23 protein-coding genes are annotated in these 24968 nt (G+C 72.1%); 3 read left to right on the top strand and 20 right to left on the bottom strand.

What is annotated here, in order from left to right; translation table 11 throughout:
- Window positions 1-783, bottom strand: a complete 783-nt coding sequence (gene map / locus GA0070214_RS30970; RefSeq protein ID WP_091270075.1) for a type I methionyl aminopeptidase — start codon at window positions 781-783, stop codon at window positions 1-3.
- A 66-nt stretch (window positions 784-849) separates the two neighbouring features.
- On the opposite strand from map, the gene GA0070214_RS30975 reads away from it, so the two are divergent.
- The gene (locus GA0070214_RS30975; RefSeq protein ID WP_091270076.1) at window positions 850-1152 is read left to right on the top strand and encodes a helix-turn-helix transcriptional regulator; all 303 of its coding nucleotides are present in this window, start codon (window positions 850-852) and stop codon (window positions 1150-1152) included.
- A 50-nt stretch (window positions 1153-1202) separates the two neighbouring features.
- Here GA0070214_RS30975 and GA0070214_RS30980 read toward each other — a convergent pair whose 3' ends face one another.
- From GA0070214_RS30980 to GA0070214_RS31015, 7 genes are all read right to left on the bottom strand, one after another.
- Window positions 1203-1985 (bottom strand): MerR family transcriptional regulator, encoded by a 783-nt coding sequence (locus GA0070214_RS30980; RefSeq protein WP_091270077.1) that lies wholly within the window; start codon window positions 1983-1985, stop codon window positions 1203-1205.
- A gap of 34 nt (window positions 1986-2019) precedes the next feature.
- Window positions 2020-2781, bottom strand: coding sequence for an ABC transporter permease (locus tag GA0070214_RS30985; RefSeq protein ID WP_091270078.1), 762 nt, complete (start codon window positions 2779-2781; stop codon window positions 2020-2022).
- On the bottom strand, window positions 2778-3575 hold the full coding sequence (locus GA0070214_RS30990) for an ABC transporter ATP-binding protein (RefSeq protein WP_091270079.1): 798 nt from the start codon (window positions 3573-3575) through the stop codon (window positions 2778-2780). The genes GA0070214_RS30985 and GA0070214_RS30990 overlap by 4 nt, the downstream gene beginning before the upstream one ends.
- 126 nt (window positions 3576-3701) lie before the next feature.
- A complete protein-coding gene (locus GA0070214_RS30995; RefSeq protein ID WP_091270116.1) occupies window positions 3702-5693 on the bottom strand; it encodes an ABC transporter ATP-binding protein in 1992 nt (663 codons plus the stop codon).
- A gap of 114 nt (window positions 5694-5807) precedes the next feature.
- On the bottom strand, window positions 5808-6575 hold the full coding sequence (locus tag GA0070214_RS31000) for an enoyl-CoA hydratase/isomerase family protein (RefSeq protein WP_091270080.1): 768 nt from the start codon (window positions 6573-6575) through the stop codon (window positions 5808-5810).
- A 46-nt stretch (window positions 6576-6621) separates the two neighbouring features.
- Window positions 6622-6849: a helix-turn-helix domain-containing protein gene (locus GA0070214_RS31005; protein WP_007462679.1), complete on the bottom strand. Its 228-nt coding sequence runs from the start codon at window positions 6847-6849 to the stop codon at window positions 6622-6624.
- A gap of 498 nt (window positions 6850-7347) precedes the next feature.
- On the bottom strand, window positions 7348-8955 hold the full coding sequence (locus tag GA0070214_RS31015) for an ABC-F family ATP-binding cassette domain-containing protein (protein ID WP_091270081.1): 1608 nt from the start codon (window positions 8953-8955) through the stop codon (window positions 7348-7350).
- Window positions 8956-9204: 249 nt separating this feature from the next.
- Here GA0070214_RS31015 and ypfJ point away from each other — a divergent pair, with 249 nt between their 5' ends.
- The gene (gene ypfJ / locus GA0070214_RS31020; protein ID WP_091270117.1) at window positions 9205-10116 is read left to right on the top strand and encodes a KPN_02809 family neutral zinc metallopeptidase; all 912 of its coding nucleotides are present in this window, start codon (window positions 9205-9207) and stop codon (window positions 10114-10116) included.
- A gap of 90 nt (window positions 10117-10206) precedes the next feature.
- Here ypfJ and GA0070214_RS31025 read toward each other — a convergent pair whose 3' ends face one another.
- The 12 genes from GA0070214_RS31025 to GA0070214_RS31080 form a co-directional block, all read right to left on the bottom strand.
- Complete coding sequence (locus tag GA0070214_RS31025; protein ID WP_091270082.1) at window positions 10207-11421, bottom strand: RCC1 domain-containing protein; 1215 nt, start codon at window positions 11419-11421, stop codon at window positions 10207-10209.
- A gap of 166 nt (window positions 11422-11587) precedes the next feature.
- On the bottom strand, window positions 11588-12226 hold the full coding sequence (locus GA0070214_RS31030; protein WP_091270083.1) for an acVLRF1 family peptidyl-tRNA hydrolase: 639 nt from the start codon (window positions 12224-12226) through the stop codon (window positions 11588-11590).
- A gap of 73 nt (window positions 12227-12299) precedes the next feature.
- Window positions 12300-15929, bottom strand: a complete 3630-nt coding sequence (locus GA0070214_RS31035; RefSeq protein ID WP_244167930.1) for a reprolysin-like metallopeptidase — start codon at window positions 15927-15929, stop codon at window positions 12300-12302.
- A gap of 268 nt (window positions 15930-16197) precedes the next feature.
- Entirely contained in the window at window positions 16198-16824 is a 627-nt protein-coding gene (locus tag GA0070214_RS31040) for a LysE family transporter (protein WP_091270084.1), read from the bottom strand.
- A 278-nt stretch (window positions 16825-17102) separates the two neighbouring features.
- Entirely contained in the window at window positions 17103-17501 is a 399-nt protein-coding gene (locus tag GA0070214_RS31045) for a metal-sulfur cluster assembly factor (RefSeq protein WP_091270085.1), read from the bottom strand.
- Window positions 17498-17971: a Fe-S cluster assembly sulfur transfer protein SufU gene (gene sufU, locus GA0070214_RS31050; protein ID WP_091270086.1), complete on the bottom strand. Its 474-nt coding sequence runs from the start codon at window positions 17969-17971 to the stop codon at window positions 17498-17500. The genes GA0070214_RS31045 and sufU overlap by 4 nt, the downstream gene beginning before the upstream one ends.
- Window positions 17971-19275, bottom strand: a complete 1305-nt coding sequence (locus tag GA0070214_RS31055) for a cysteine desulfurase (RefSeq protein ID WP_091270087.1) — start codon at window positions 19273-19275, stop codon at window positions 17971-17973. The genes sufU and GA0070214_RS31055 overlap by 1 nt, the downstream gene beginning before the upstream one ends.
- 11 nt (window positions 19276-19286) lie before the next feature.
- A complete protein-coding gene (gene sufC, locus GA0070214_RS31060) occupies window positions 19287-20060 on the bottom strand; it encodes a Fe-S cluster assembly ATPase SufC (RefSeq protein WP_091270088.1) in 774 nt (257 codons plus the stop codon).
- The gene (locus GA0070214_RS31065) at window positions 20060-20386 is read right to left on the bottom strand and encodes a non-heme iron oxygenase ferredoxin subunit (protein ID WP_091270089.1); all 327 of its coding nucleotides are present in this window, start codon (window positions 20384-20386) and stop codon (window positions 20060-20062) included. Before GA0070214_RS31065 ends, sufC begins: the two co-directional genes overlap by 1 nt.
- Window positions 20386-21528 (bottom strand): Fe-S cluster assembly protein SufD, encoded by a 1143-nt coding sequence (gene sufD, locus GA0070214_RS31070; RefSeq protein ID WP_091270090.1) that lies wholly within the window; start codon window positions 21526-21528, stop codon window positions 20386-20388. Before sufD ends, GA0070214_RS31065 begins: the two co-directional genes overlap by 1 nt.
- A gap of 85 nt (window positions 21529-21613) precedes the next feature.
- Entirely contained in the window at window positions 21614-23044 is a 1431-nt protein-coding gene (sufB, locus tag GA0070214_RS31075; protein WP_091270091.1) for a Fe-S cluster assembly protein SufB, read from the bottom strand.
- Window positions 23041-23793, bottom strand: a complete 753-nt coding sequence (locus tag GA0070214_RS31080; RefSeq protein WP_091270092.1) for a helix-turn-helix transcriptional regulator — start codon at window positions 23791-23793, stop codon at window positions 23041-23043. Before GA0070214_RS31080 ends, sufB begins: the two co-directional genes overlap by 4 nt.
- Before the next feature lie 98 nt (window positions 23794-23891).
- Between GA0070214_RS31080 and GA0070214_RS31085 the strand changes: the two genes are divergently transcribed.
- Entirely contained in the window at window positions 23892-24854 is a 963-nt protein-coding gene (locus GA0070214_RS31085) for a COX15/CtaA family protein (RefSeq protein ID WP_208602969.1), read from the top strand.
- Window positions 24855-24968: the final 114 nt, after the last annotated feature.

Genomic DNA, 24968 nt, shown 5'->3' on the forward strand with positions numbered 1-24968 from the left:
TCATGGTTGCGGCTGCTTCGGCAGGGTGAGCACCTCGGCCCCGTCGTCGGTGATGGCGATCGTGTGCTCGCTGTGCGCGGTCCGGCAGCCGGTCGCGCTGCGCAGCGTCCAGCCGTCGGCATCGGTGCGGAGCTCGGCGGTGTCCGCCATGACCCACGGCTCCAGGGCCAGCAACAGCCCGGGGCGCAGCCGGTATCCGCGGCCGGGCCGCCCCGTGTTCGGGACGTGCGGGTCCTGGTGCATCGTCGACCCGACGCCATGACCGCCGAACTCGGTGTTGACCGGGTAGCCCGCCTCGCGGAGGACCGAACCGATGGCATGGGAGATGTCACCGATGCGCGCTCCCGGCCCGGCCGCGGCGATCCCCGCCCGCAACGCGCGCTCGGTCGCGCCGATCAGCGCGACGCTCTCCGGGGGTCTCGAGTCGCCCACGACGAAGCTGACGGCGGAGTCGGCGACGACTCCGCCGAGGGCGACGGCGAGGTCGAGCGTCAGCAGGTCACCGCCGGCGAGCGCGTAGTCGTGGGGCAGCCCGTGGAGCACGGCGTCGTTGACCGACGTGCAGATGTAGTGGCCGAACGGCCCGCGCCCGAAGGACGGCTCGTAGTCGACGTAGCAGGACTTCCCGCCGGCCTCGGTGATCATGGACTGGGCCCAGCGGTCGATGTCCAGGAGGTTCGTGCCGACCTCGCAACGACCCCGCAGCGTCTGCAGGATGTCAGCGACCAGGGCACCAGCCTCCCTGGCTCGTGGCAGCTCGGTGGGGCTCAGGATCTCGATCATGCGACGCCTTACTCGTCCGGCCAATAAATATCCCGGCCATACTATCCCGGTACTACAATCGGCGTCATGGTCAGGTTGCCGCTCACTCCCGCAGAGGTCGAGCGCGGGCAGCGCCTCGGCGCGCTCCTGCGCCAGGCCCGGGGGGAGCGTTCGATGCTTGTCACCGCGCTGGACGCGGGCGTCTCGCCGGAGACCCTTCGGAAGATCGAGTCCGGCCGGGTGGCCACCCCCGCCTTCCCGACCATCGCGGCGATCGCCGACGTGCTCGGCCTCTCCCTCGATGCCGTGTGGGCGGAGATCAACCAGGCGGACGGCGCCGCCGGTCCCGCGAGGCCGGGTCGCCACGCAGGGCAGCGGTTGGCCTCGTAGGACCGGCGGCTGGCCGGCGCCGGGTGGCGGTGGTCGGGGTGACGGCCAGGTCAGCCGGGCCGCTCCGCCAGCCGCTCCATGCGGTTCCAACCACTCCACCCACGCTCGCGCAACAGCTCCACGAGCCGCTCCACCCGCGGATCGGCCTCGACGGCCAGCGAATCCAGCAGGTCGTGCGGCAGATCGTCGTACGCCTCCTCCCCGAGGTTGATCTCGCCCGAGGCGTGCGCCTGCTCGGCCAGGCAGGCCATGAGGTCGGCGGCTTCCTCCAGACGCGAGTCGTCGCCCGCGTCGTCGTCGTCGAAGATCTCCGACAGGACCCGGTAGAGCCGAACGACACGCGGATCGTCGAGCTGCGCGAGCTTCCCCGGCATGAACTCGCGGACGCGATCGGACCAGCGGGCCGCCAGCAGGATCCACCCGTCCCGCTCACCTTCCACCATCCGCTCCGAAACCCCGAGCTCCCGGAGCCGATCGAGATAGGCGATCACCTCCGACGGGAGCGCCAGGGCGTCCCCAGCGGCGAGCTGCGCGATCTGCTCGCGGCTGGTCTCCAGCCGTTGGATCTCATCCCTCAGGTGGCTGTCGATCCGCCGCACCGCCTCGGCGAAAGCAGCCGGGTCGGCGTCGAGCATCTGACCGATCCGGGACAACGGCACGCCGGCGTCGGCCAGCGTGCGGATCTTGATGAGGGACACGACCGCGGCCGCGCGATACCGCCGGTAACCTGCCGCGTCGCGCTCCGGCTCGGGCAGCAGCCCGATCTGGTGGTAGTGCCGCACCGCCCGCACCGTGACGCCGGCGTACGCCGCCAGTTGACCGATCGTCAGCATGCTCCGATCCTGCCCCTCACCGCCCAACGCCAGCTCAGGAGATCCTGCGACGGTAGGTGACGCCGGCGAACACGTAGGCCGCGACGAGAATGCCGATGCACCAGGCGAGGGCGATCCAGATGTCGGTGCCGACCCTCTGCTCGGTGTACAGGTCCCGGATCGCGTTGACGATGGAGGTGACCGGCTGGTGCTCGGCGAACGCGCGCACCGGGCCGGGCATGGACCCGGTGGGCACGAAGGCCGAGCTGATGAACGGCAGGAAGACGAGCGGGTAGGAGAATGCGCTCGCGCCGTCCACCGACTTCGCCGTGAGTCCGGGGATCACGGCGATCCAGGTCAGCGCCAGGGTGAACAGGACCAGGATGCCGGCGACCGCGAGCCACCCCAGGACCCCGGCCCCGGTGCGGAAGCCGATGAGGAGGGCGACTCCGATCACCACCACGAGCGAGATCAGGTTGGCGACCAGCGAGGTCAGGACGTGCGCCCACAGCACGGCGGACCGGGCGATCGGCATGGACTGGAACCGTTCGAAGATGCCGCCCTGCAGGTCCAGGAAGAGCCGGTAGGCGGTGTAGGAGATGCCCGAGGCGATCGTGATGAGCAGGATGCCGGGCAGCAGGTAGTTGACGTACGAGTCGGACCCGGTCTCGATGGCGCCGCCGAAGACGTAGACGAACAGCAGCAGGAAGGCGATCGGCATGATCGCCGTCGTGATGATGGTGTCCGGGCTGCGGGCGATGTGCCGCAGCGAACGCCCCAGGAGCACGGCGGTGTCGCCGAGGAAGTGCTTGTTCATCGCTGTTCCCTGTCCGTTCCGGCGCCGACGAGGGTGAGAAAGACGTCTTCGAGGGTCGGTTGCTTCTCGACGTACTCGACCTCGGCCGGTGGCAGGAGCCGCTTGAGCTCGTCGAGGGTGCCGTTCACGAGGATCCGGCCCTCGTGGAGGATCGCGATGCGGTCGGCGAGCTGCTCCGCCTCGTCGAGGTACTGGGTGGTGAGCAGCACCGTCGTGCCGCCCCGGGCGAGGTCCCGGACGGCCTGCCACACCTCGATGCGCGCCTCCGGGTCCAGCCCGGTCGTCGGCTCGTCGAGGAAGATGACCGGCGGGTTCCCGATGAGGCTCATCGCGATGTCGAGCCGGCGGCGCATGCCCCCGGAATACGTCGCCACCCGCCGGTTGCCCGCCTCGGTCAGCGAGAAGCGCCGCAGCAGGTCGTCGGCGATGGCACCCGGGTCCTTGAGGTGCCTCAGCCTGGCCACCAGGACGAGGTTCTCCCGGCCGCTGAGGATCTGGTCGACCGCCGCGAACTGCCCGGTGAGGCTGATGGACTCGCGCACGTCGGCCGCCTGCGTCGCGACGTCGAAGCCGTTGACCCGGGCGGTCCCGGCGTCGGCCTTGAGCAGCGTGGAGAGGATCTTCACCATCGTGGTCTTGCCGGCCCCGTTCGAGCCGAGCAAGGCGAAGATGCTGCCCCGCGCCACGTCGACGTCCACGCCGCGCAGCACCGTGACCTGCTTGAACGACTTCTCCAGGCCGCGCACGCGTATCGCGGGCTGCTCGACCTGATGCTCCGTTGGGGGAATGCTCATGGGAGCAGCATGGGGGGTTGACGCAGCGTCAGGGTCAAGCCCTCGGGACGAATTGTCAGGCGACGTTGGTCGGCGGCCGCCGACCAAGTGCCCGTTGGCGGTGGGCAGGTCGGCGGCCGCCGGGGGCTAGTTGGCGGCGGCCGGGGGCAGGGCCTCCTGGGCCACGTAGGTGCCGACCGGGACGGTGGTGACCACCGGCTCCGGCTGCTCCGGCCGCTCCGGCTCGGCGTAGGGCGCCGGCGAGTCGGTGACCGCGAACTGCGTGCGGTAGAGCTCGGCGTAGAGGCCGCCGACGGCCACCAGCTCGTCGTGCCGGCCGCGCTCGACGATCCGCCCCTCGTCGAGGACGAGGATCTGGTCGGCCTCGCGGACGGTCGACAGCCGGTGCGCGATCACCAGCGCGGTACGCCCGGTCAGCGCCACCGACAGCGCCCGCTGCACCGCCGCCTCGCTCTCCGAGTCGAGGTGGGCCGTGGCCTCGTCGAGGATCACGATCGACGGGGCCTTGAGCAGCAGCCGAGCGATGGCGATGCGCTGCTTCTCGCCGCCGGAGAAGCGGTAGCCGCGCTCGCCCACCGTGGTGTCCAGCCCGTCGGGCAGGGCCCGGACCAGGTCGGCGACCTGCGCGCCGGCCAGCGCGGCCCAGATCTCGTCGTCGGTCGCGTCCGGCTTGGCGTAGCGCAGGTTCTCGCGGATGGTCTCGTGGAACAGGTGCGAGTCCTGCGTGACCACGCCGATCTCGTCGCGGAGCGAGGCGAGCGTCGCGTCCCGGACGTCGACCCCGCCGACCAGCACCTGGCCGTCGCTCACGTCGTAGATCCGGGAGATGAGCATGGAGAGCGTGGACTTGCCCGCGCCCGAGGGGCCGACGAGGGCCACCATCTGCCCGGGCTCGACGGCGAACGAGACGCCCTTGAGCACCGGCTCGTTGACCGTGCGGTCGAGCGCGGCGACCTCCTCCAGGGAGGCCAGCGAGACCTCGGCGGCGCTCGGGTAGCGGAAGCGCACGTCGCGGAACTCGACCCGGCCGTTGCCCCGCGGCACCGGCACGGCGTCGGGCTTCTCGTCGATGCCCGGGCGCAGGTCGAGCACCTCGAAGACCCGGTCGAAGGAGACCAGCGCGCTCATCACGTCGACGCGGACGTTGGACAGCGCCGTGAGCGGGCCGTAGAGGCGGGTGAGCAGCAGCGCCAGCTTGACCACGGTGCCGGCGCTGACCGCGCCGGTGACGGCGAGCCAGCCGCCGAGCCCGTAGGTGAGTGCCTGGGCCAGGGAGGCGACCAGCAGCATGGCCACGAAGAAGGTGCGCGAGTACATGGCCGACTGGATGCCGATGTCGCGGACCCGCTCGGCCCGGCCGGCGAACCGCGCCGCCTCGACATCGGGCGAGCCGAACAGCTTGACCAGCAGGGCGCCCGAGACGTTGAACCGCTCGGTCATGGTCGCGTTCATCTTGGCGTCGAGGTTGTACGACTCGCGGGTGATCTCGGCCAGCCGCCGCCCGACCCGGCGGGCCGGGATGATGAAGATGGGCAGCAGCACGAGCGCCAGCACGGTGATCTGCCAGGACAGCACGAGCATCGCCCCGGCGGTGAGCACCAGCTGGATGACGTTGCTGACCACGCCGGACAGCGTCGAGGTGAACGCCCGCTGGGCGCCCAGGACGTCGTTGTTGAGCCGGCTGACCAGCGCACCGGTCTGGGTGCGGGTGAAGAACTGCAGCGGCATCCGCTGGACGTGGTCGTAGACCCGAGTGCGCAGGTCGAGGATGATGCCCTCGCCGATCCGCGCCGAATACCACCGCTGGGCGAGCGAGAAGAGCGCGTCGGCCACGGCCAGCACCGCGATGATCAGCGCGAGCCGGACCACGGTGGCGCCCGCGTCGTCGCCACCGCCGGCGATCGCGTCGATGACGTCACCGGCGAGCAGCGGGGTGGCCACCCCGATCACCGCGGCGATCACCACGGTGACGAGGAAGACGACGATGTCGCGCCGGTAGGGCCGGGCGAACGCGACGATGCGCTTGGCGGTGCCGCGCTTGAGCTGGTGGGTGGAGATCTCGTCGCGGTTGCGCATCGACCGGAGCATGCTCCAGCCGCCCATGCCGCCACCGGCCATCGGGTTGGACACTCGTCACCTCCGGGTCGTCGGCAGCCGTGGACCGTCGGGGTCAATTCTCCCGACGACTACGACAACCTTGCGAGTAACCCGGATCTTCCCGAACGGTCCTTACTATTCGCCCCGCCCGGCCAGGTCACGGATCCGCCGGGTCTGTGCCTCCCGCTCGGCCCGCTGCTGCTCGGCGTGACTGCGCCCACCCGCACCCGCGAGCAGCGCCTTGATCTCCACGATCGCGTCCCGGTTGTTGGCCAGCAGGCCCGCCGTCAGGTCGCGCACCGCGCCGTCGAGCTCCGCGGCCGTCACGACGAGGGTGGCCAGGCCGATCCGGTCCGCCTCGGCGGCGTCCATCCGGCGGCCGGTGGCGCAGATCTCCAGCGCACGGGAATAGCCGACCAGCTCGGCCAGGCGCTTGGTGCCGGCCAGGTCGGGGACCAGACCGAGGGTCACCTCGGCCATGGAGAGCTTCGCGTCCTCGGCGAGCACCCGCAGGTCGCAGGCGAGGGCGAGCTGGAACCCGGCGCCGATGGCGTGGCCCTGCACCGCGGCGATCGAGATCACGTCCGGCCGGTGCAGCCAGGTGAAACCGCCCTGGTACTCCGCGATCCGGTCGGCGCACTCCTGCTCGGGCAGGGTGGACAGCTCGGCGAAGGAGCCCGGGCCGGAGGAGCCGGCGACCGACAGGTCGAGGCCGGCGGAGAAGGCCCGCCCCTCGCCACGCACCACGACGACGCGCACGTCGCCGGGCAGCTCCCGGGAGAAGTCGCTCATCGCGCGCCACATGGCCGGGGTCTGGGCGTTGAGCACGTCGGGCCGGCACAACGTCACCGTCGCGACCGGCCCGTCGCAGTCGAGTCGTACTCCGGTCGTCTCGGCGGTCACCGGACCGCCCGGAGCACAGCGCTGATGGACGACGCTGGGGGGCGGGTCACGCCTTCTTGCGGCGCCGGGCGCCGCCACGCTGCCGCAGCTGCACCCCGGACTCGGTGAGCACCCGGTGGATGAACCCGTAGGAGCGGCCGGTCGAGGCCGCGAGCGCACGGATGCTCTCACCCGAGGTGTACCGCTTTACCAGGTCCTTGGCGAGCGTCTGGCGCTCGGCCCCGACGATCCGGCGACCCTTCTCAGTGCTGGTGGCTGTGCCGGTGGCTGCCATGCTGATTCCTCACGTCCCAGACTGTGCGGTTCGGATACGGTCCCACCTATTAGACCGCCTCGAACGATCATGCGCCAGATATCAACTATTCGCCAACCGACACGCTATGCAATGTCAGCTTCCCGATAGAGTGATCCTTCTGACCGGTCAGCCGGCGCCGTCCGGCCGGATCATGAGAAGCCGCCCGGCCGGCCGACCCGTACGCTTCCGGGGTGATCGACCTGCCGGCCGCGGCGGCCGCCGCCGATCGCGCTGGGCGTCCGCGCCCTGCTGACCCGCCGGCGCGACGACGACGAGCCGCCCGCCGTGGTGGGCAGCCTGCTCGGCGTGGCCGGGGTGACGGTGGCCAACGGCGCCGACAACATCGCCGTCCACGTGCCGGTGTCCCGCTCGCTCGACCCGGGCCGGCCACTGGCTGGTCCCGGCCGTCTTCGTCGCCCTCGGCGTGGTCATCCTGACCACCTCCGGCGTCCTCCCCCGCCTGCTTCCCTGACGGGGTCAGGCCAGTTCGACCAGTTCCAGGAGGTCGTCGGACCAGGCGTCCTCGTCGCCGTCGGGGAGCAGGATGGCGCGGTCGGGCTTCAGCGCCAGCACCGCGCCCGGGTCGTGGGTGACCAGGACGATGGCGCCCGGGTAGCGGGCGATCGCGTCGAGCACCTGCTCGCGGCTGACCGGGTCGAGGTTGTTCGTCGGCTCGTCGAGCAGCAGCACGTTGGCGCCGGAGCACACCAGCGTGGCCAGGGCCAGCCGGGTCTTCTCGCCGCCGGAGAGCACCCCGGCCGGCTTGTCGACGTCCTCGCCGGAGAAGAGGAACGCGCCGAGGATCCGGCGCAGGTCCGTGTCGGTCTGCTCGGGCGCGGCGCTGCGCATGTGCTCCAGGATGGTCCGCTCGACGTCCAGCGTCTCGTGCTCCTGCGCGTAGTAGCCGAGCCGCAGGCCGTGCCCCGGGCGCACCTCGCCGGTGTCCGGTTCGAGCAGGCCGCCGAGCATCCGCAGCAGGGTGGTCTTGCCGGCGCCGTTGAGACCCAGGATGGCGACCCGGGAGCCCCGGTCCACCGCCACGTTGACGTCGGTGAAGATCTCCAGCGACCCGTACGACTTGGACAGGGCGGAGGCCGTGAGCGGGGTCTTGCCGCACGGGGCCGGGGTGGGGAAGCGCACCTTCGCCACCTTGTCGGCGACCCGGACGTCCTCCAGGCCGGACAGCAGCTTCTCGGCCCGCCGGGCCATGTTCTGCGCGGCGACGGTCTTGGTGGCCTTGGCCCGCATCTTGTCCGCCTGCGCCATGAGCGCGCCGGCCTTCTTCTCGGCGTTGGCCCGCTCCCGGCGGCGGCGCCGCTCGTCGGTCTCCCGCGCCTCCAGGTACGCCTTCCAGCCCAGGTTGTAGACGTCGACCACCGAGCGGGTGGCGTCCAGGAACCAGACCTTGTTGACCACCGCCTCCAGCAGCGACGCGTCGTGGGAGATCACGATGAGGCCGCCCTTGTGGTTGGCGAGGAAGCCGCGCAGCCAGGTGATCGAGTCGGCGTCGAGGTGGTTGGTCGGCTCGTCGAGCAGCAGGATGCCGCCGCCGTTCTCGCCGGCGTCGCGGAAGAGGATCCGGGCCAGCTCGATGCGGCGGCGCTGACCGCCGGACAGGGTGCCGATGGTCTGCGCCAGGGCCCGGTCGGGCAGGCCGAGGTTGGCGCAGATCCGGGCCGCCTCGGCCTCGGCCGCGTAGCCGCCCAGGGAGGCGAACTGGTCCTCCAGCGCGCCGTAGCGGCGGACCAGCTTGTCGTCGTCGGCGCCCTCGGCGAGCTTCGCCTCCAGCTCCTTCATCTGCGCCATGAGCACGTCCAGCCCGCGGGCCGAGAGCACCCGGTCCCGCCCGGTGACGTCCAGGTCGCCGGTGCGCGGGTCCTGCGGCAGGTAGCCGATCGCGCTGCGCCGGTCGATCTGCCCGGCGTACGGCTGCCCCTCCCCCGCCAGCACCTTGAGGGTGGTGGTCTTGCCGGCGCCGTTGCGGCCGACCAGGCCGATCCGGTCACCCGGCTGCACCCGCAGCGTGGTGTCGGACAGCAGGATCCGGGAACCGGCGCGCAGTTCCAGGCCGGTGGCGTTGATCATGTCGGGGTACTCGCTCTCGGGGTTCGGCGAAGGGCTGACTCAGGGCACGCGAAAGCGCCGGCGGGTCATCAGTTCCCGTCGGCGCGGGGCCGTTCAGCCTTCGCAGCGCAGCACGAGGCAATTGTACCGGGCGGCCCGCGGCGGGCCCGCCGGATTACCGCGCAAGATCATCGGGTACCGAAAACCCCGTCCGGACCCGGTCCGGTACCGCAACCACCACACACGGACTAATCGGTGATCGGGGTCAACATGGAGCTGAACGAGAACGCGCGGGTCGACACCAGCCAGGTGGAGGATCGGCGAGGGTCCGGCGGAGGCGGCGGGATGGGCATCCCGATCCCGATCGGCGGCGGCCGGGGCGGGATCGTGGGCCTCATCATCGCCGTCCTGGTCGCCCTGGTGGGCGGCGGCTTCGGGCTGAACGCGGCCACCAACGGCGGCGGCTCCGAGCAGGGCGACAACACCTCGCTGGAGCAGAAGTGCTCGGCGCAGGACGCGCTGGAACAGCTCGACTGCCGCAACACGCTCTACGTCAACTCGATCCAGGCGTACTGGCGGACCGCCATGCCCGAGGTCTTCGGCGACCAGTACAAGCCGTCGAAGACCGTGTTCTTCAGCCAGAACGTGAGCACCGGCTGCGGCGCGGCCGACTCCGGCGTCGGCCCGTTCTACTGCCCGGCCGACGACCTGGTCTACATCGACCTCACCTTCTACCGCCTGCTCGCCGACCAGCTCGGCGCCGAGGGCGAGTTCGCGCAGCCGTACGTGCTGGCCCACGAGTACGGGCACCACGTGCAGGACCTGCTCGGCACCGAGGCGCAGATGCGCCGCCAGCAGCAGCGCGACCCGCAGAACGCCAACGCCCTCTCGGTGAAGCTGGAGCTGCAGGCCGACTGCTACGCCGGCGCCTGGGCGAAGAACGCCACCGGCACCTCCGACGAGCAGGGCCAGAAGATCTTCAAGAGCATCACCGACCAGGACATCCAGCAGGCGATCGACACGGCCGAGAAGATCGGTGACGACGCGATCCAGCAGCGCTCGGGCCGGCCGGTGAACCCGGACGAGTTCACCCACGGCACCTCCGAGCAGCGCAAGCAGTGGTTCACCAAGGGCTTCTCCACCGGCGACCCGAAGGCGTGCGACACCTTCGGCGCCGCGTAGTAAGCCGGAACGGTTCCGCCCTCGGGCCGCCGTCCTGCCCCGCCGGATGTCCCGGCAGGCAGGCCGGCGGCCCGATGTCGTGACCCCGGGTCAGGCCGGCAGGGTCACCTGGCCCGGGGTGGGCCGTGGGGTGGTGGTGCCGTCGCCCAGCTGCCCCCCACTGTTGTCGCCCCAGCACCACAGGCCGCCGTCGGTACGGATCGCGCAGCTGTGGTCGGCGACGGCGGGGCCGCCCGTCCAGGTGGTGGCGTCACCGACGCGGGTCGGCGCGGTCCGGTGGGTGGTGGTGCCGTCGCCCACCTGCCCCGTCGTGTTCTTGCCCCAGCACCAGAGGCTGCCGTCGGTGCGGGACGCGCACGAGGTGTCGCCGCTCGCGCCGACCCGGCTCCACGTGGTGGCCGTGCCGACCTGGACCGGCGCGGTCTGGAAGCTGCCGCTCGCGCCCAGTTGCCCGTACCCGTTCTCACCCCAGCACCAGAGGGTGCCGCCCCGGACCCCGCAGGTGTGGGCGTAGCCGGCCGTGACGCCGGTCCACGTGGTCGCGGTGCCGACCTGTGCGGGCGTCGTCTGCGAGCCCAGGGTGCCGAGACCGAGCTGCCCGTCCGAGCTGTAGCCCCAGCACCACAGCGTGCCGTCGGTGCGGACGCCACAGGTGTGCGCGAAGCCGGTCGAGACGCTCGCCCAGTTGGTCGCCGTACCGACCTGCACCGGGGTCGTCGCGACGTACGGGGAGCTGCCGACGCCCAGCTGCGAGGTCCGGTTGAAACCCCAGCACCACAGGGTGCCGTCGGTCCGCACGGCGCAGGTGTGCGCGGGGCCGGCGTCGACCCTGGCCCAGGAGTTGGCGGTGCCCACCTGCACCGGGGTGCGGCGGCTGGTGGTGGTCCCGTCACCGAGCTGGCCCCGGAAGTTCGACCCCCAGCACCACAGCGTCCCGTCCGCCCGGACCGCGCAGGTGTGCCCTGAGCCGGCGTCGACGCCGGTCCAGGTGGCCGTGCCGACCCGCGCCGGCGTGCTCCGGTTCGTGGTGGTCCCGTCACCGAGCTGGCCGCTGTAGTTCGAGCCCCAGCACAGCAGTCCCCCGTCGGTACGGAGGGCGCACGTGTGCGCGGCGCCCGCGGTGACGCCGGTGACCGCCGGGGCGGCGAGCACGCCACGCTGGGGTGCGGGGCTCGCGGCCGCCGTGCCCGTCGTCAACGCGGCGGTGAGCACGGCGCTACCGATGGACAACGCCGCCGCAGCGGCGAGAAACCTTGTCGCACGGCGCCACCGGGCCCGCGGCCGTCCGTCCTGATGTCCGCTCATGGAGTTGTTCTCTCCCAACGATGTCGGTGCCTGGATAGCGGAGACGAAGCTGCCCCGGTGGGTCGCCCGGAGACCCACCACTTCGTGGCACCGACCCTATGCATCGCCCTGCTTCAATGCATCAACGCCGAACCGGATTGAGCCGTCTTGATGGGATCTTTCCCATTCAGCGGACCAGGATGTGGACCGCCCGGGCCGCCGAGACGGCAGCGACCAGCACCGCCCGCCGGGGCTCGGGCACGTCGAGGAGGCGGCCGGCGCGCAGCGCCGTGAGCGCGGCCAGCCGGCGATCGGCCAGCACCGTGTCCACCGCCCGCCGGTCCCCGCCGCACACCAGGGCCGTCAGGGTCGGCGCCTCCGGCAGCAGCAGGCGTACGGCCAGCTCGGCCGCGTCGCCCAGCGCCGCCTTCGCCTGGTTGTCGCGGCGCCGGGCGAAGCGCTGCTGGGACCAGCCGCCGGCGGCGGTGCGCCCCTGCACGTAGCGGGTGTCCACCTTGGAGACGACCAGCTCGGCGCCCTCGGCGACGCCGACCGCCACCGCGCCCTTGCGGGCCAGCAGCAGGCCGAGCCGGCGGGGCGCGCCGGCCGCGGTCACGAACCCGGGCACGTCGGCGGTCGCCGGGGCGCCGGGCGGGGTGTGCAGCTCGGCGGTCGCGCCGTCCGGGGCCGTGAGCAGCAGCCCGTACTCCTCGACGGTCGTGGTGTGCGGGCCGTGCCGGTCGGCGAAGCCCTCGACCCAGCGGGCGACGCGGCCCGGGTCGACCTCGACCCACCGGCCGCCCCCGGCCGCGGGTCGGCTGCTCATGCCACGACGGTACGGCACCGGAAAACCGAACGCGGGAGGACACCGGTCCGGTGCCCTCCCGCGCCTCCCGACGTCAGTGGATGCTGAGGTTTCCGCTGGTCAGCTTCACCTCGGCGGTGCCGGCGCCCGTCCAGTCGGACGAGAACAGCAGCGCACCCCCCTGCCACAGGGTGATCCCGACGCTGTCGTTCCGGCCGGGGGCACCCCTGTCGGTCGCCGTCACGGCCAGGGTCAGCCCACCGGCCACCACCGCGCCGGTGCGGTCGACAAGGGTGGCCCGGTAACGCACCTGCGCCGCCCCGCCGCTGCCGTCCAGGCCGACGCCCTCGACGACGCTGCCCCGGATCTCGTAGTTCCGGCCACCGGACCGGAAGCCGACGGTGGCGGAACCGGTCGGGCTCTTACCGGGCTGGCCCGCCTTCGCGACCAGGTCGACGGTCACCGGCGATCCGGCGGTCGCCGGGTACCGGCCGGCGGACCGGCCCGCGGCCAGCGCGCCCTCCCCGGTGAGGAACGAGCCGTCGGAGGCCGCCACGGTCACCTGGGCGCTGGTGCCGCCCGTGTAGTGGCCGCCGACCGTCGCGGTGACGGTGTGGCTGCCCGCGGGCAGGGTGGCCTCGCAGGATGCGGACGCGCTGGTGCTGGCCTCGCCGAGCAGCTCCAGCACGCCGGTGCAGAGCGGCACGCCGCCCTCGGCGAAGGTCACCGTGGCGGTGCGGATGTCCCCCGCGGTGGTGTCCGTCGCACCGGGCAGCACGGCGCTGTCCCGGACGACGGCCCGCAGCAGGGCCTTCCCGGCGCCGCCGGTGGTCACCAGGGTGTCACCGGCCCAGCTCGCCGCCGCGTCCTCCGCGGCGACCCGGATCGTGAACGAGGTGCCGGCCGCCAGGCCGGTGCCGTCGGTGACCGTCACGGTCACCGGGTAGTCGCCCGGCGCCGCGCCGGTGGTCCCGGTCACCGCCCAGCTCCGCGTACCCGGCGTGCCGGCACCGGAGGTGGCCGACACGGCCAGGGACAGGCCCTCGGGCAGGCCGGCTGCGGTCGGGGTCAGCTCCGCCCCGACCGTGTCCGCGTCGGTCGCGGTGACCGTGACCGTCGGCGCGAGCCCGTCGCTGTACTGGACGACGGCCCCGCCCGCCGGGGCGTCGTTCGACACCACGGGCACGGCCCGGATGGTGAGGTCGGCGTCGTTGAGGTCGAAGAAGACGTTCCCGACCGCCTCGATCCGGATCCGCGCCTGCTTCGTCGCCACGTTCGGCAGGGTCACGGTCGCGCTGCCGGTGTTGGGGGTGCTCTCGGCCAGCACGTACGGGAAGGTCTTCCCGCCGTCGGCGGAGAGCGTGATCTTCACCTGCGCGGCGTTCACCGGCGCCGCGTCGGTCCCGGCCACGTCCCAGGTGACCGCCTGCGTGGAGCCACCGTCCAGCACGGCGGCGGCACCCTGCGAGGTGACCAGGAACGGCCCGGCGTCCGGTGCCAGCACCACCGCGACGTCGGCGCTGCCGACGCCGCCACCACCCGGCCGCCCGTCCCGGGCGGTGAGCTTGAAGTGCATGGTGCGGTCGTTGGTGAACCCGACCCAGTCCCGGGTGGGCAGGAACTCCGAGTAGCAGTCGATGACGTCCGCCGGCACGTTGGTGGCACCGCCGCTGGCCGGCGGCGCCGGCGCGGGCGGGCAGGCGCCGGTCCTGGCGTTCGTGTTCCCCGCGAGGATCTGAGTCAGATCCGGGAACACCCGGGTCGGATCGGCGGACACCGCGTTCAGGCCGGGCGAGTGGTACTTCAGGGTGTCGCTCGGCGAGACGACGGCGGCCGTGCCGAAGACCCGGAACAGCGGGCCGTTGACCTTGGTGTTGTTCACCAGAGCGGTGCCGGCGGCACCGCCCCGGTCGTTCTGCTCCCACAGGTAGGTGAGGGTGTCGCCGTCCGAGTCGGTGGCGCTGCCGGACAGGGCGAACGGGGTACGCACCGGAATCGCAACGGTGGCCGGCACGGTGACCACCGGCGCGTGGTTGGCGGTCTCCTCGACCACGAAGCCGCCGTTGTCGATGGCGCCACCCTTGGCGGTCTCGCCCACGAACCCGGACGCGCCGGAGAGGCCCGCCAGGGCGAGCGGGGCGACGTTGGTGGCGGCCAGCGTGCCACCGAAGGTGACCTGGAAGCCGGTGTCGGCGAGCACGCCGGTGCCGCCGAAGGCGGCCACGGTGACCGTCGCACCGGCCGGCCAGCCGGCGATCGCCTCGACGGCCGCCTTGATGCCGGCCGTGCTGTAGTTGACTCCCCGCACGATGGGCGCGGACTCGACGCCGTTCCAGGACACCGTGAACGAGTCGCCGTCCGTGTCGAAGTCGCGCAGCGACACCGTCTGCACCTCGTTGATGGCCGGGCGGGTCGAGGTGACGTAGTTGGTGATCTCGGTGTAGCTGCGGTGCGACCAGTACGGGTCGCTGTGCGGCTGGAGGTTGTCCTGCTGGCAGATCCCGGCGTAGGCCATGATGGACGATCCGCTGCCCGGCTCGTACGAGTTGGCCGCGCTCCGGTTGCCACCCGAGCAGTTCCACTGGTTGCCGTTGAAGGTGTGGTTCCCGGCGAACTGGTGGCCCATCTCGTGCGCCACGTAGTCCACCGCGTAGAAGTCACCGACCGGTGTCGGCAGACCGGTGCAGCCCTGGGCCTTGCCGTTGCCGCCGATGACGCCGAGGCTCGCCACACCACCGCCGTTGACGCCGAGGCCGACGTGGCCCACGTCGTAGTTGCCGGCGCCGACGAGCTGGCCGAGCACGATGCGGTTGCGGCTGAGCGTGCCGCTGCCGCAGGAGCTGAGCTGGGCCGGGGTGAAGCAGGCCGCCGCACCGCACGGGCCGTTGGGCTCGGTGGCGAGCGCCGGGGTGTTGAGGTTGGTCTTCTCGGTGTCGTTGATCAGCACGAGCCGGATCGCGGTCTCGTCCTCGTAGATCTGGGTGACCCGGTTCATCAGGGTGACCTTGGCCGCGGTGACGTTCTCCGCGCCGAAGAAGGTGGCGTAGGAGGGGTCGGTCACCAGCGCCACCCGGTAGGTGCGCAGCAACACCTTCGGTCCGGTGGGTACCTCGGTGGGCGCCACGCCCACCTCGCCCTCGAGCGCCTGGGCGGCCGCCATGACGTCCTCCCGCTCGACGAGGTCGCCGTGCGGGTTCGCCAGGTCCCGGACGAAGTAGCTCGCGTAGAGGCTCTGGTCCAGGTGGTAGTACGGGTCGACGTACCAGTTCCCGGCCGCCGAGCGGACCGAGGCGTGGAAGCCGAGCGGCGTCAGGTCCGCGCGTACGCTCGCGGTCGGGTCGTCCAGGCCCCGACCGGCGTACGTGGTGATCTCGGGGTGCGCCGCGGCCAGGCCGGCCTCCATGACGGGCGAGTCCACCAGCTCGAAGCGCTGGAAGGTCCCGTTCGGCGCGGGCAGCGTCACGACCTGGGCCGACGCGCGGAGCGAGCGGTTCCGCTCCGGCGGCGCCTTGTCGAGCACACCCTTCATGCTCTGCCGGTCCAGGGTGTACGTGGTCAGCCGTTCCGCGTGCACCGCCGCCTTGCGGCCGGCCTTGGTCGGCGCGGGCTTGCCGTCCACCTTGTGCCACGGTCCCCCGGCGGGCGGGGCCGCGGCGGCCGGGGCCGGGGCCGCCAGCGCCGGCAGCACCGCCGCGGCCAGCGCGGCGACCAGAACAGCAGCCAACCGGCCACGCCGCGCCCGGCCATCTCGTGAACGGCGGTCCGGTGGGCGTACCAGGATTGTCCTCACATCGTCTCCCCTGCTCGGTTCCCGAGTGCTGCGGACGCCCGACGCCCGGCGGTAGCGGGGCGTGCGTGAGTGATCCACAGATGGTCAGGACCCTAGGCGGACGACGGGTCCGGGACATCGGCCGGACGGTCGAGGTCCTCCTGACAGGACACCGGCCGGCGCCCACCACCGTCCGGCATGGAGGGTGGTGGGTGGCGGCCGGTCAGCCGCCCAGGAGGGTGGTGACGGCGAGCGCCGCGATGATGGCGCTGGACAGCAGGGCGGTGGCCCGGCGGCCGCGCCGGCCGGTGAGAGCCCGGCCGATCAGCGTGCCGCCACCGGCGATCACCAACTGCCAACTGGCCGAGGCGAGGAAGGCTCCGAGGGTGAACAGCGCCGCCGCCCGCGGACCGGCGCCGGCCGCGTCGCCCCGGCCCAGGACGAGGGCCGCGAAGTAGATCACGGTGGCCGGGTTGAGCAGGGTCAGGGCGAGGATCGCGCCGAACGCCCGGGCCGGGGTGTCCAGGCCGCCGCGCGCCGGCGACGGGCCGGCCGGCGCGGGTGGGCGCAGCGCCCGCCAGGCTCCGTGCGCGGCAAGAGCGAGCAGCACGCCGGCGGCGACCCAGCGCAACGGCCCGGCGATCGGCGTGAGCCGGCCGGCCACCGCCGCGCCGCCGAGCGCCGCCACGGCGGCGTAGAGGCCGTCGGCGGTGGCGACCCCGAGCGCGGCGGCCGCGCCGACCCGGAACGAGGTACGGGCACTCAGCCCCAGAATGAGGATCGCGATCGCGCCGACCGGCACGGCGACGCCGTAGCCGGCCACCAGACCGGCGAGGAACGCCCCGGTCACGACGGCGGGCGGCGGGTCGAGGCGGCCGGCGGCAGGGCGCGCTGTCGACGCGCGGCAGTGGCCGCACGGACAGAAACCTGCTTCGGGTACGCCTCGATCACGCGCCCATCCTGCCGCCCCCTCCCCCACCCCGCCACTTGTTTTCCGCAGCGGCACCTCGCGGAGATCTTGGAACGGAAACGGCCCCGGTGAGGGCCGTTTGCTACCAAGATCTGCTGGAGACGCGTCGAGCGCGGCACCCGCAGGGGTGTCGCGCTCGACGGGGACCGGGGAACCGGTCAGACGTTGAAGCCGAGGGAGCGGAGCTGGTCGCGACCCTCGTCGGTGATCTTGTCGGGCCCCCACGGCGGCAGCCAGACCCAGTTGATCCGGATGTCGTCGACAAGGCCGCCGCCCGGGCCGGTGGTCAGCGCCTGCCGGGCCTGGTCCTCGATCACATCGGTGAGCGGGCAGGCCGCCGAGGTCAGCGTCATGTCCAGGGTGGCGACGTTCTGGTCGTCGACGTGGATGCCGTACACCAGGCCGAGGTCGACCACGTTGATGCCCAGCTCGGGGTCGACGACGTCCTTCATCGCCTCCTCGATGTCGTCGATCGCGGCCTTGCCGCCGCCGGCCGTCGCGCCGTCGGTCGCCACGGCGCCGGGCTCCGGCGTCGGGGCGGTCTCTTCGCTGCTCATGCCTTCACCTCCGGGCTCACGCCCACCCCGGCGCGTGCCGCGGCGTCCTTGAACGCCATCCACGACAGCAGCGCGCACTTCACCCGTGCCGGGTAGCGCGCGACACCCGCGAACGCCACCCCGTCTCCGAGCACGTCCTCGTCCGGCGTGACCTGGCCACGCCCGGACATCAACTCGACGAACGCCTCGTGCACCGTGGCGGCGTCGTCGGCGGCCCGGCCGCGCAGCAGCTCGTGCAGCACGCTGGCCGATGCCTGGCTGATCGAGCAGCCCATCCCGTCGTACGAGATGTCGGTGAACACCTTGCCGTCGGTGGCCACCCGCACGGTGATCTCGTCGCCGCAGGTCGGGTTGACGTGGTGCGCCTCGCCGACCCGGCCGGCCGGGTCCGTCGCGTCCCGCAGGCCGCGGCCGTGCGGGTGCTTGTAGTGGTCCAGGATGATCTCCTGGTAGAGCTGGTCGAGCTGCATCAGTCGAACACCTTCCGCACCTGCTCGAGACCGGCCACCAGCGCGTCGATCTCCTCGGTCGTGGTGTACAGGTAGAACGACGCCCGGGTGGTGGCCGGCACGCCGAACCGGGTGCACACCGGCTTGGCGCAGTGGTGCCCCACCCGGACCTGCACGCCGAGCGAGTCGAGCACCTGCCCGACGTCGTGCGGGTGCACGTCGCCGAGCGCGAAGGAGATCGTCCCGCCCCGGCCGACCGGCACGTTCGGGCCGAAGACGCGCAGCCCGGGCACGGTGGCGAGGGCGTCCAGCGCGTACGCCGTCAGCTCCTTCTCGTGCCACTGGATGGCCCGCATCCCGATGCCGGTGAGGTAGTCCACCGCCGCGCCGAGCGCGATCGCCTCGGCGATCGGCGGGGTGCCCGCCTCGAACCGGGCCGGCGGCGCCGCGAACGTCGAGCGCGCCATCGTCACGGTCTCGATCATCGAGCCGCCGCCGAACACCGGGGGCATCGCGGCGAGCAGCTCGCCCCGGCCCCAGAGCACGCCGATGCCGGTCGGGCCGCACATCTTGTGGCCGGTGAAGACGATGAAGTCCGCGTCGTAGTCGACCACGTCCATGGGCAGGTGCGGCACCGACTGCGAGCAGTCGAGCAGCAGCAGGGCGCCCACCTCGCGGACCCGCTTGGTGATCCGCGCGGTGGCGTTGACCGTGCCGAGGATGTTGGACATGTGCACCAGCGAGACGATCTTCGTTCGCTCGGTCACCAGGTCGTCCAGGCCGGACTCGTCGAGCCGGCCGTGGTCGGTGACCGGGAACCAGCGCAGGGTCGCGCCGGTCCGCTCCGCGAGGAGCTGCCACGGAACGATGTTCGAGTGGTGCTCCATCTCGGAGATCACGATCTCGTCACCGGGACCGATCCGGAACCGGGGGTCGGCGTCCGCGCGCAGCGAGGCGTTGGAGAACGCGTACGCCACCAGGTTGATCGCCTCGGTGGAGTTCTTGGTGAAGACCACCTCGTCCGCGCTGGGCGCGTTGATGAACGCGGCGATCTTCGCCCGGGCGCCCTCGTAGGCCTCGGTCGCCTCGGTGCCCAGCGTGTGCACCGAGCGCGACACGTTGGCGTTGTGCCGCGCGTAGTGCTCGGCGAGCACGTCGAGCACCTGCCGCGGCTTGTGCGACGTGTTCGCGCTGTCGAGGTAGACCAGCGGGTGCCCGTTGACCTCCCGGTCGAGGATCGGGAAGTCGGCGCGCACCCGGGCCACGTCGAAGCGGGGCACGTCGTCGTACTGCGGCATGCCCGACGGGATCGCGATCGAGGTCATCGGGTCCTCGCTCAGGCCCGCGCCGAGCCGGCTCCGGCGACGTACCGCTCGTAGCCCTCTTCCTCGAGCTTGTCGGCCAGCTCCGGGCCGCCCTGCTCGACGATCCGGCCGGCCACGAAGACGTGCACGAAGTCGGGCTTGATGTAGCGCAGGATCCGCGTGTAGTGGGTGATCAGCAGCAGGCCGGTGTCGCCGGTGTCGCGCACCCGGTTGACGCCCTCGCTGACCACGCGCAGCGCGTCCACGTCGAGGCCCGAGTCGGTCTCGTCGAGGATGGCCATCTTCGGCTTGAGCAGCTCCAGCTGCACGATCTCGTGCCGCTTCTTCTCGCCGCCGGAGAAGCCCTCGTTGACGTTGCGCTGGGCGAACGCCGGGTCCATCTGGAGCTTCTCCATGGCGCCGCGCAGCTCGCCGGCCCAGGTGCGCAGCTTCGGCGCCTCGCCGTCGATGGCGGTCTTGGCGGTGCGCAGGAAGTTGGCCACCGACACGCCGGGGACCTCGACCGGGTACTGCATGGCCAGGAAGAGGCCGGCGCGGGCCCGCTCGTCGACGGACATGGCCAGCACGTCCTCGCCGTCGAGGGTCACCGAGCCGCCGGTGATCTCGTACTTGGGGTGGCCGGCGATCGAGTACGCGAGGGTCGACTTGCCGGAGCCGTTCGGGCCCATGATCGCGTGGGTCTCGCCCGACTTCACGGTCAGGTCCACGCCGGCCAGGATCGGCTTGAGCTCACCCTCGGGCAGCTTGACCGACACCTTCAGGTCGCGGATCTCCAGGGTGCTCATCAGCGGGTCACTCCATTGCTCGGCGTCAGGCTGACGTAGATGTCGCCGTCGCGGACTTCGACGGGATAGACGGGAACGGGTTCGGTGGCGGGCAGCCCGGTGGGCTCGCCGGTCCGTAGGTCGAAACGGGATCCGTGCAGCCAGCATTCCAGCGTGCACCCGTCGACCTCGCCCTCGGAGAGGGCCACCGCGGCGTGCGAGCACTCGTCGTACACGGCGTAGAACGCGTCGTCCTCGCCGTGCACGATCGCGATCTGCGTGCCGTCGACGTCGGCGCTGATCGCGGTGCCCTTCGGCACGTCCTCGGTGGAGCAGATCTTGATCATCAGGCGCCGGCCTTCGCGAGGCGGGCCTCGATCGCGTCGCCGAGCCGCTCGCGCAGCTCGTCGACCGGGATCTTGTTGATCAGCTCGGCGAAGAAGCCGCGGACCACCAGGCGGCGGGCCTCGGCCTCCGGGATGCCCCGGGCCATGAGGTAGAAGAGCTGCTCGTCGTCGAAGCGGCCGGTCGCGCTGGCGTGCCCGGCGCCGGCGATCTCGCCGGTCTCGATCTCCAGGTTGGGGACCGAGTCCGCGCGGGCGCCGTCGGTGAGCAGCAGGTTCCGGTTGATCTCGTACGTGTCGGTGCCGGTCGCCTCGGCCCGGATCAGCACGTCACCGACCCAGACGGTGTGCGCGCTGTCGCCCTGCAGGGCGCCCCGGTAGCCCACGTAGCTGCGGCAGTCCGGCACCGTGTGGTCGACCAGCTGCCGGTGCTCCAGGTGCTGGCCGGAGTCGGCGAAGTAGACGCCGTACAGCTCGGCCTCGCCGCCGCGCTGCGTGTACTCCACCGAGGTGTACTGCCGGACCAGGTCGCCACCGAGGCTGACCTGCACGTGGATCACCTTGGCGTCGCGGCCCAGCTTGACCTTGAGGTGCTGCGCCTGCACCGCGTCGTCGGCCCAGTCGGCGACGGTCACCAGGGTCAGCTTCGCGCCGTCGCCCACCGCCACCTCGACGTTGTCGGCCAAGGTGGCCGACCCGACGTGCTCCAGCACAAGGGTCACCTCGGCGAACCGGCCCACCTCGACGAAGGTGTGGCCCAGGGCGAGCGCGTCGGCGCCCCCGCCGACCACCCGCAGGCTCGCCGGCGCCTCGACCACGGCGTCCCGGGCGACCTGCACCAGCAGCGCCTCGTCCACCCCGCCGTACGCCAGTGCGCTGATCCGGTCGAACGGGGTGAGCACGCTGCCCACCCGCGGGTCGTCCTTGCCGATCCGGCCCACGGTGACGCCCTCGGGCAGGTCACCGTGCTCGTGGCGGACCGTGCCGGTCGCGGCCTGCGCCCCGCCGGCCAGCCCGCGCAGGCGCTTGAGCGGGGTGAAGCGCCACTCCTCCTCCAGGCCGGTGAGGGCCGGGAAGTCGGCGACGTCGTACGAGCGGAGCGCCTGCGACTTGGTCGCGGGCGGCGCGGAAGCCTGGGTAGTCATCTCTTCCTTGGTCTGTTCAGCGATTGATCGGAGGGTCGGTCGCGCTGGTCGCGACGCGGCGTAACGGGTCCGGGCCGCGCGGCGGTCAGCCGACCGCGCCCTCCATCTGGAGCTCGATCAGGCGGTTGAGCTCCAGGGCGTACTCCATCGGGAGCTCCTTGGCGATCGGCTCGATGAAGCCGCGCACGATCATGGCCATCGCCTCGTCCTCGCTCAGGCCCCGGCTCATCAGGTAGAAGAGCTGGTCGTCGCTGATCTTGGAGACGGTCGCCTCGTGCCCCATCGACACGTCGTCCTCGCGGATGTCGACGTAGGGGTAGGTGTCGGAGCGGGAGATGGTGTCGACCAGCAGCGCGTCGCACTTGACCGTGCTGCGGCTGCTGTGCGAGCCCTCCAGCACCTGCACCAGGCCCCGGTAGGAGGTGCGGCCGCCGCCCCGGGCGATCGACTTCGACACGATGGTCGAGGAGGTGTGCGGCGCGGCGTGCACCATCTTGGCGCCCGCGTCCTGGTGCTGGCCCTCGCCGGCCATGGCCACCGAGAGCACCTCGCCCTTGGCGTGCTCGCCGGTCATGTAGACCGCCGGGTACTTCATGGTGACCTTGGAGCCGATGTTGCCGTCGACCCACTCCATGGTCGCGCCCTCGTGGCAGACGGCGCGCTTGGTCACCAGGTTGTAGACGTTGTTCGACCAGTTCTGGATGGTCGTGTAGCGGCACCGGGCGTTCTTCTTGACGATGATCTCGACGACCGCGCTGTGCAGCGAGTCCGAGGAGTAGAGCGGCGCGGTGCAGCCCTCGACGTAGTGCACGTACGCACCCTCGTCGACGATGATCAGCGTCCGCTCGAACTGGCCCATGTTCTCCGTGTTGATCCGGAAGTAGGCCTGCAGCGGGATCTCCACGTGCACGCCCTTCGGCACGTAGATGAACGAGCCACCGGACCAGACAGAGGTGTTCAGGGCGGCGAACTTGTTGTCGCCGACCGGGATCACCGTGCCGAAGTACTCCTTGAAGATGTCCTCGTGCTCGCGCAGCGCGGTGTCGGTGTCCAGGAAGATGACACCCTGCTCCTCGAGGTCCTCACGGATCTTGTGGTAGACGACCTCGGACTCGTACTGCGCCGCGACGCCGGCGACCAGCCGCTGCTTCTCCGCCTCCGGGATGCCCAGCCGGTCGTAGGTGTTCTTGATGTCCTCGGGCAGGTCCTCCCAGCTGGTGGCCTGCTTCTCGGTGGACCGCACGAAGTACTTGATGTTGTCGAAGTCGATCCCGGTGAGGTCCGCGCCCCAGGCCGGCATCGGCTTGCGGTCGAACAGCCGCAGGCCCTTCAGGCGCAGGTCGAGCATCCAGGCCGGCTCGTTCTTCTTGGCCGAGATGTCCCGCACCACCGCCTCGTTGAGGCCGCGCTGGGCGGACGCCCCCGCGACGTCGGGGTCGGCCCAGCCGTACTCGTAGCGACCCAGAGCGGCGAGCTGCTCCTCCTGGGTCAGGGGCTGGACGATCTGCTCGGTCATCTATCTGTCCTCACAGTGGTGACGGTGTTACCGGACTGGGCACGCGGCTGGGTGGGGATGTGCGTGGTGCACACCCCGTCGCCGTGCGCGATGGTGGCCAGGCGCTGCACGTGGGTGCCGACCAGACGGGAGATCACCGCGGTCTCGGCCTCGCACAGCTGGGGGAACTCGGCGGCCACGTGCGCCACCGGGCAGTGGTGCTGGCACAGCTGGCCGCCGGAGGCGATCGTGGACGCGTTGGCAGCGTAGCCCTCGGCGGTCAGCGCCCCCGCGAGCGCCTCCGCCCGGGCGAGCGGATCGGTGCCGGCGTCCTCCATGGCGGCGCGGCAGCGCTCCTCCAGCGCGGTCACCTGCTCGGCGGCGAACGCCTCGACGGCCCGCGAGCCGCCGGTGCGGGCGATCCAGCGCAGGGCGGCGGTGGCGATGTTGTCGTAGTGGTGGGTGCCGCAGCGCACCCGGGCCGCCTCGGTCAGCACGAAGACCCGGGCCGGCCGGCCGCGGCCCCGGCTGCCCCGCACGACCTGCTCGCGCGCCTCCACGTCGCCGTCGGCGAGCATCGCGTCGAGGTGCCGGCGGATCGCGGCCGGGCTGAGCCCGAGGGCCGAGCCGAGCTGGCCGGCGGTGGTCGCGCCCCGCTCCAGCAGCAGCTGGGTGACGCGGTCACGGGTGGAGAGATCCGCGGACGCGGCTGGGCTGACGACCGGAACGGTCGCCTGCTGCTGCCCGAAAGGCGCCGCCGCGTTTTTCACAACGCCAACGTTACGTAATTCGCCAGAGGCCCGCAAACCCGGGGTCCGGTGATCCCGACCACCGGTGTCGCGGAGTCACCCGATCGGGATCAACTACGGTGCGTAGGATTCGCTCCGTGAAGGCTTCCGTCCGGTTCCCGGTCTCCCCCACGCTGCTGCGCCGCCTCGCGTACACCTCGATCATCGCGAACGTGGCGATCGTGGTCACCGGCGGGGGTGTCCGGCTCACCCGCTCCGGGCTCGGCTGCCCGACCTGGCCCCGGTGCACCGACGAGTCGTACATCGCCACGCCGGAGATGGGCATCAACGGGGCGATCGAGTTCGGCAACCGGCTGCTCACCTTCGCCGTGGGCGTCATCGCGCTGGCCGTGGTGCTCGCCGTGCTGGCCCAGCGGACCCGCCCGCGGGGGCTGCTGCCGCTGTCAATCGGCGTGCTGTTCGGCATCCCCGCCCAGGCCGTCGTCGGCGGCATCACCGTGCTCACCAACCTCAACCCGTGGGTGGTCGGGCTGCACTTCCTCGCCTCGATGGCGGTGATCGCCGCCGCGTACGCGTGCTGGAAGCGGACCACGGAGCCGGACGGTCCGGTGACGCCGACCGTGCCGGCGCCGCTGCGTACCCTCGCCGGGCTCACCACCGTGGTGAGCGCGGCCGTGCTGGTCGTCGGCACCTGGGTGACCGGCAGCGGGCCGCACGCGGGCGACCAGGGCGCGGCCCGCAACGGCCTGGACCCGGAGGCGATCTCCCAGGTGCACGCCGACGGGGTGTTCCTGCTGATCGGCCTCTCGGTGGCGCTGCTCTTCGCGTTCCGCGCGGTGGGGGCCACCCGGGCCGCCCGGGCGGCCGGGGTGCTGGTCGCGGTCGAGCTGGGGCAGGGCCTGATCGGCTTCGTGCAGTACTTCACCCACCTGCCCGCCGTGCTGGTCGCCGCGCACATGCTCGGCTCCTGCCTGGTGCTGCTGGCGACCCTCGGCGTGCTCTGGGCCACCCGGGAGCGGCGCCCGGCCGCCCCGCCGGCGCCGGCCACCCCCGCCGCCCAGCCGGTCACCGCCGCCGTCTGAGGCCCCCCGCCGGCCGGTCACCGGCCGGCTGAAGCGCCCGGCCAGCCGGTCACCCGCCGCCCGGGGCCGCCGCCCGGGGCGCGCGTGGCGTTACCCCCCGACGGCAGCGGGAAT

The organism is Micromonospora chaiyaphumensis, from assembly GCF_900091435.1.
Lineage (GTDB): Bacteria > Actinomycetota > Actinomycetes > Mycobacteriales > Micromonosporaceae > Micromonospora > Micromonospora chaiyaphumensis.

Excerpts from the sequence above, each read along its gene's own strand:
- map (WP_091270075.1), bottom strand. The coding sequence starts at position 783 with ATGATCGAGATCCTGAGCCCCACCGAGCTGCCACGAGCCAGGGAGGCT.
- GA0070214_RS30975 (WP_091270076.1), top strand. The coding sequence starts at position 850 with ATGGTCAGGTTGCCGCTCACTCCCGCAGAGGTCGAGCGCGGGCAGCGC.
- GA0070214_RS30980 (WP_091270077.1), bottom strand. The coding sequence starts at position 1,985 with ATGCTGACGATCGGTCAACTGGCGGCGTACGCCGGCGTCACGGTGCGG.
- GA0070214_RS30985 (WP_091270078.1), bottom strand. The coding sequence starts at position 2,781 with ATGAACAAGCACTTCCTCGGCGACACCGCCGTGCTCCTGGGGCGTTCG.
- GA0070214_RS30990 (WP_091270079.1), bottom strand. The coding sequence starts at position 3,575 with ATGAGCATTCCCCCAACGGAGCATCAGGTCGAGCAGCCCGCGATACGC.
- GA0070214_RS30995 (WP_091270116.1), bottom strand. The coding sequence starts at position 5,693 with ATGGCCGGTGGCGGCATGGGCGGCTGGAGCATGCTCCGGTCGATGCGC.
- GA0070214_RS31005 (WP_007462679.1), bottom strand. The coding sequence starts at position 6,849 with ATGGCAGCCACCGGCACAGCCACCAGCACTGAGAAGGGTCGCCGGATC.
- GA0070214_RS31015 (WP_091270081.1), bottom strand. The coding sequence starts at position 8,955 with ATGATCAACGCCACCGGCCTGGAACTGCGCGCCGGTTCCCGGATCCTG.
- ypfJ (WP_091270117.1), top strand. The coding sequence starts at position 9,205 with ATGGAGCTGAACGAGAACGCGCGGGTCGACACCAGCCAGGTGGAGGAT.
- GA0070214_RS31025 (WP_091270082.1), bottom strand. The coding sequence starts at position 11,421 with ATGAGCGGACATCAGGACGGACGGCCGCGGGCCCGGTGGCGCCGTGCG.
- GA0070214_RS31030 (WP_091270083.1), bottom strand. The coding sequence starts at position 12,226 with ATGAGCAGCCGACCCGCGGCCGGGGGCGGCCGGTGGGTCGAGGTCGAC.
- GA0070214_RS31045 (WP_091270085.1), bottom strand. The coding sequence starts at position 17,501 with ATGAGCAGCGAAGAGACCGCCCCGACGCCGGAGCCCGGCGCCGTGGCG.
- sufU (WP_091270086.1), bottom strand. The coding sequence starts at position 17,971 with ATGCAGCTCGACCAGCTCTACCAGGAGATCATCCTGGACCACTACAAG.
- GA0070214_RS31055 (WP_091270087.1), bottom strand. The coding sequence starts at position 19,275 with ATGACCTCGATCGCGATCCCGTCGGGCATGCCGCAGTACGACGACGTG.
- sufC (WP_091270088.1), bottom strand. The coding sequence starts at position 20,060 with ATGAGCACCCTGGAGATCCGCGACCTGAAGGTGTCGGTCAAGCTGCCC.
- GA0070214_RS31065 (WP_091270089.1), bottom strand. The coding sequence starts at position 20,386 with ATGATCAAGATCTGCTCCACCGAGGACGTGCCGAAGGGCACCGCGATC.
- sufD (WP_091270090.1), bottom strand. The coding sequence starts at position 21,528 with ATGACTACCCAGGCTTCCGCGCCGCCCGCGACCAAGTCGCAGGCGCTC.
- sufB (WP_091270091.1), bottom strand. The coding sequence starts at position 23,044 with ATGACCGAGCAGATCGTCCAGCCCCTGACCCAGGAGGAGCAGCTCGCC.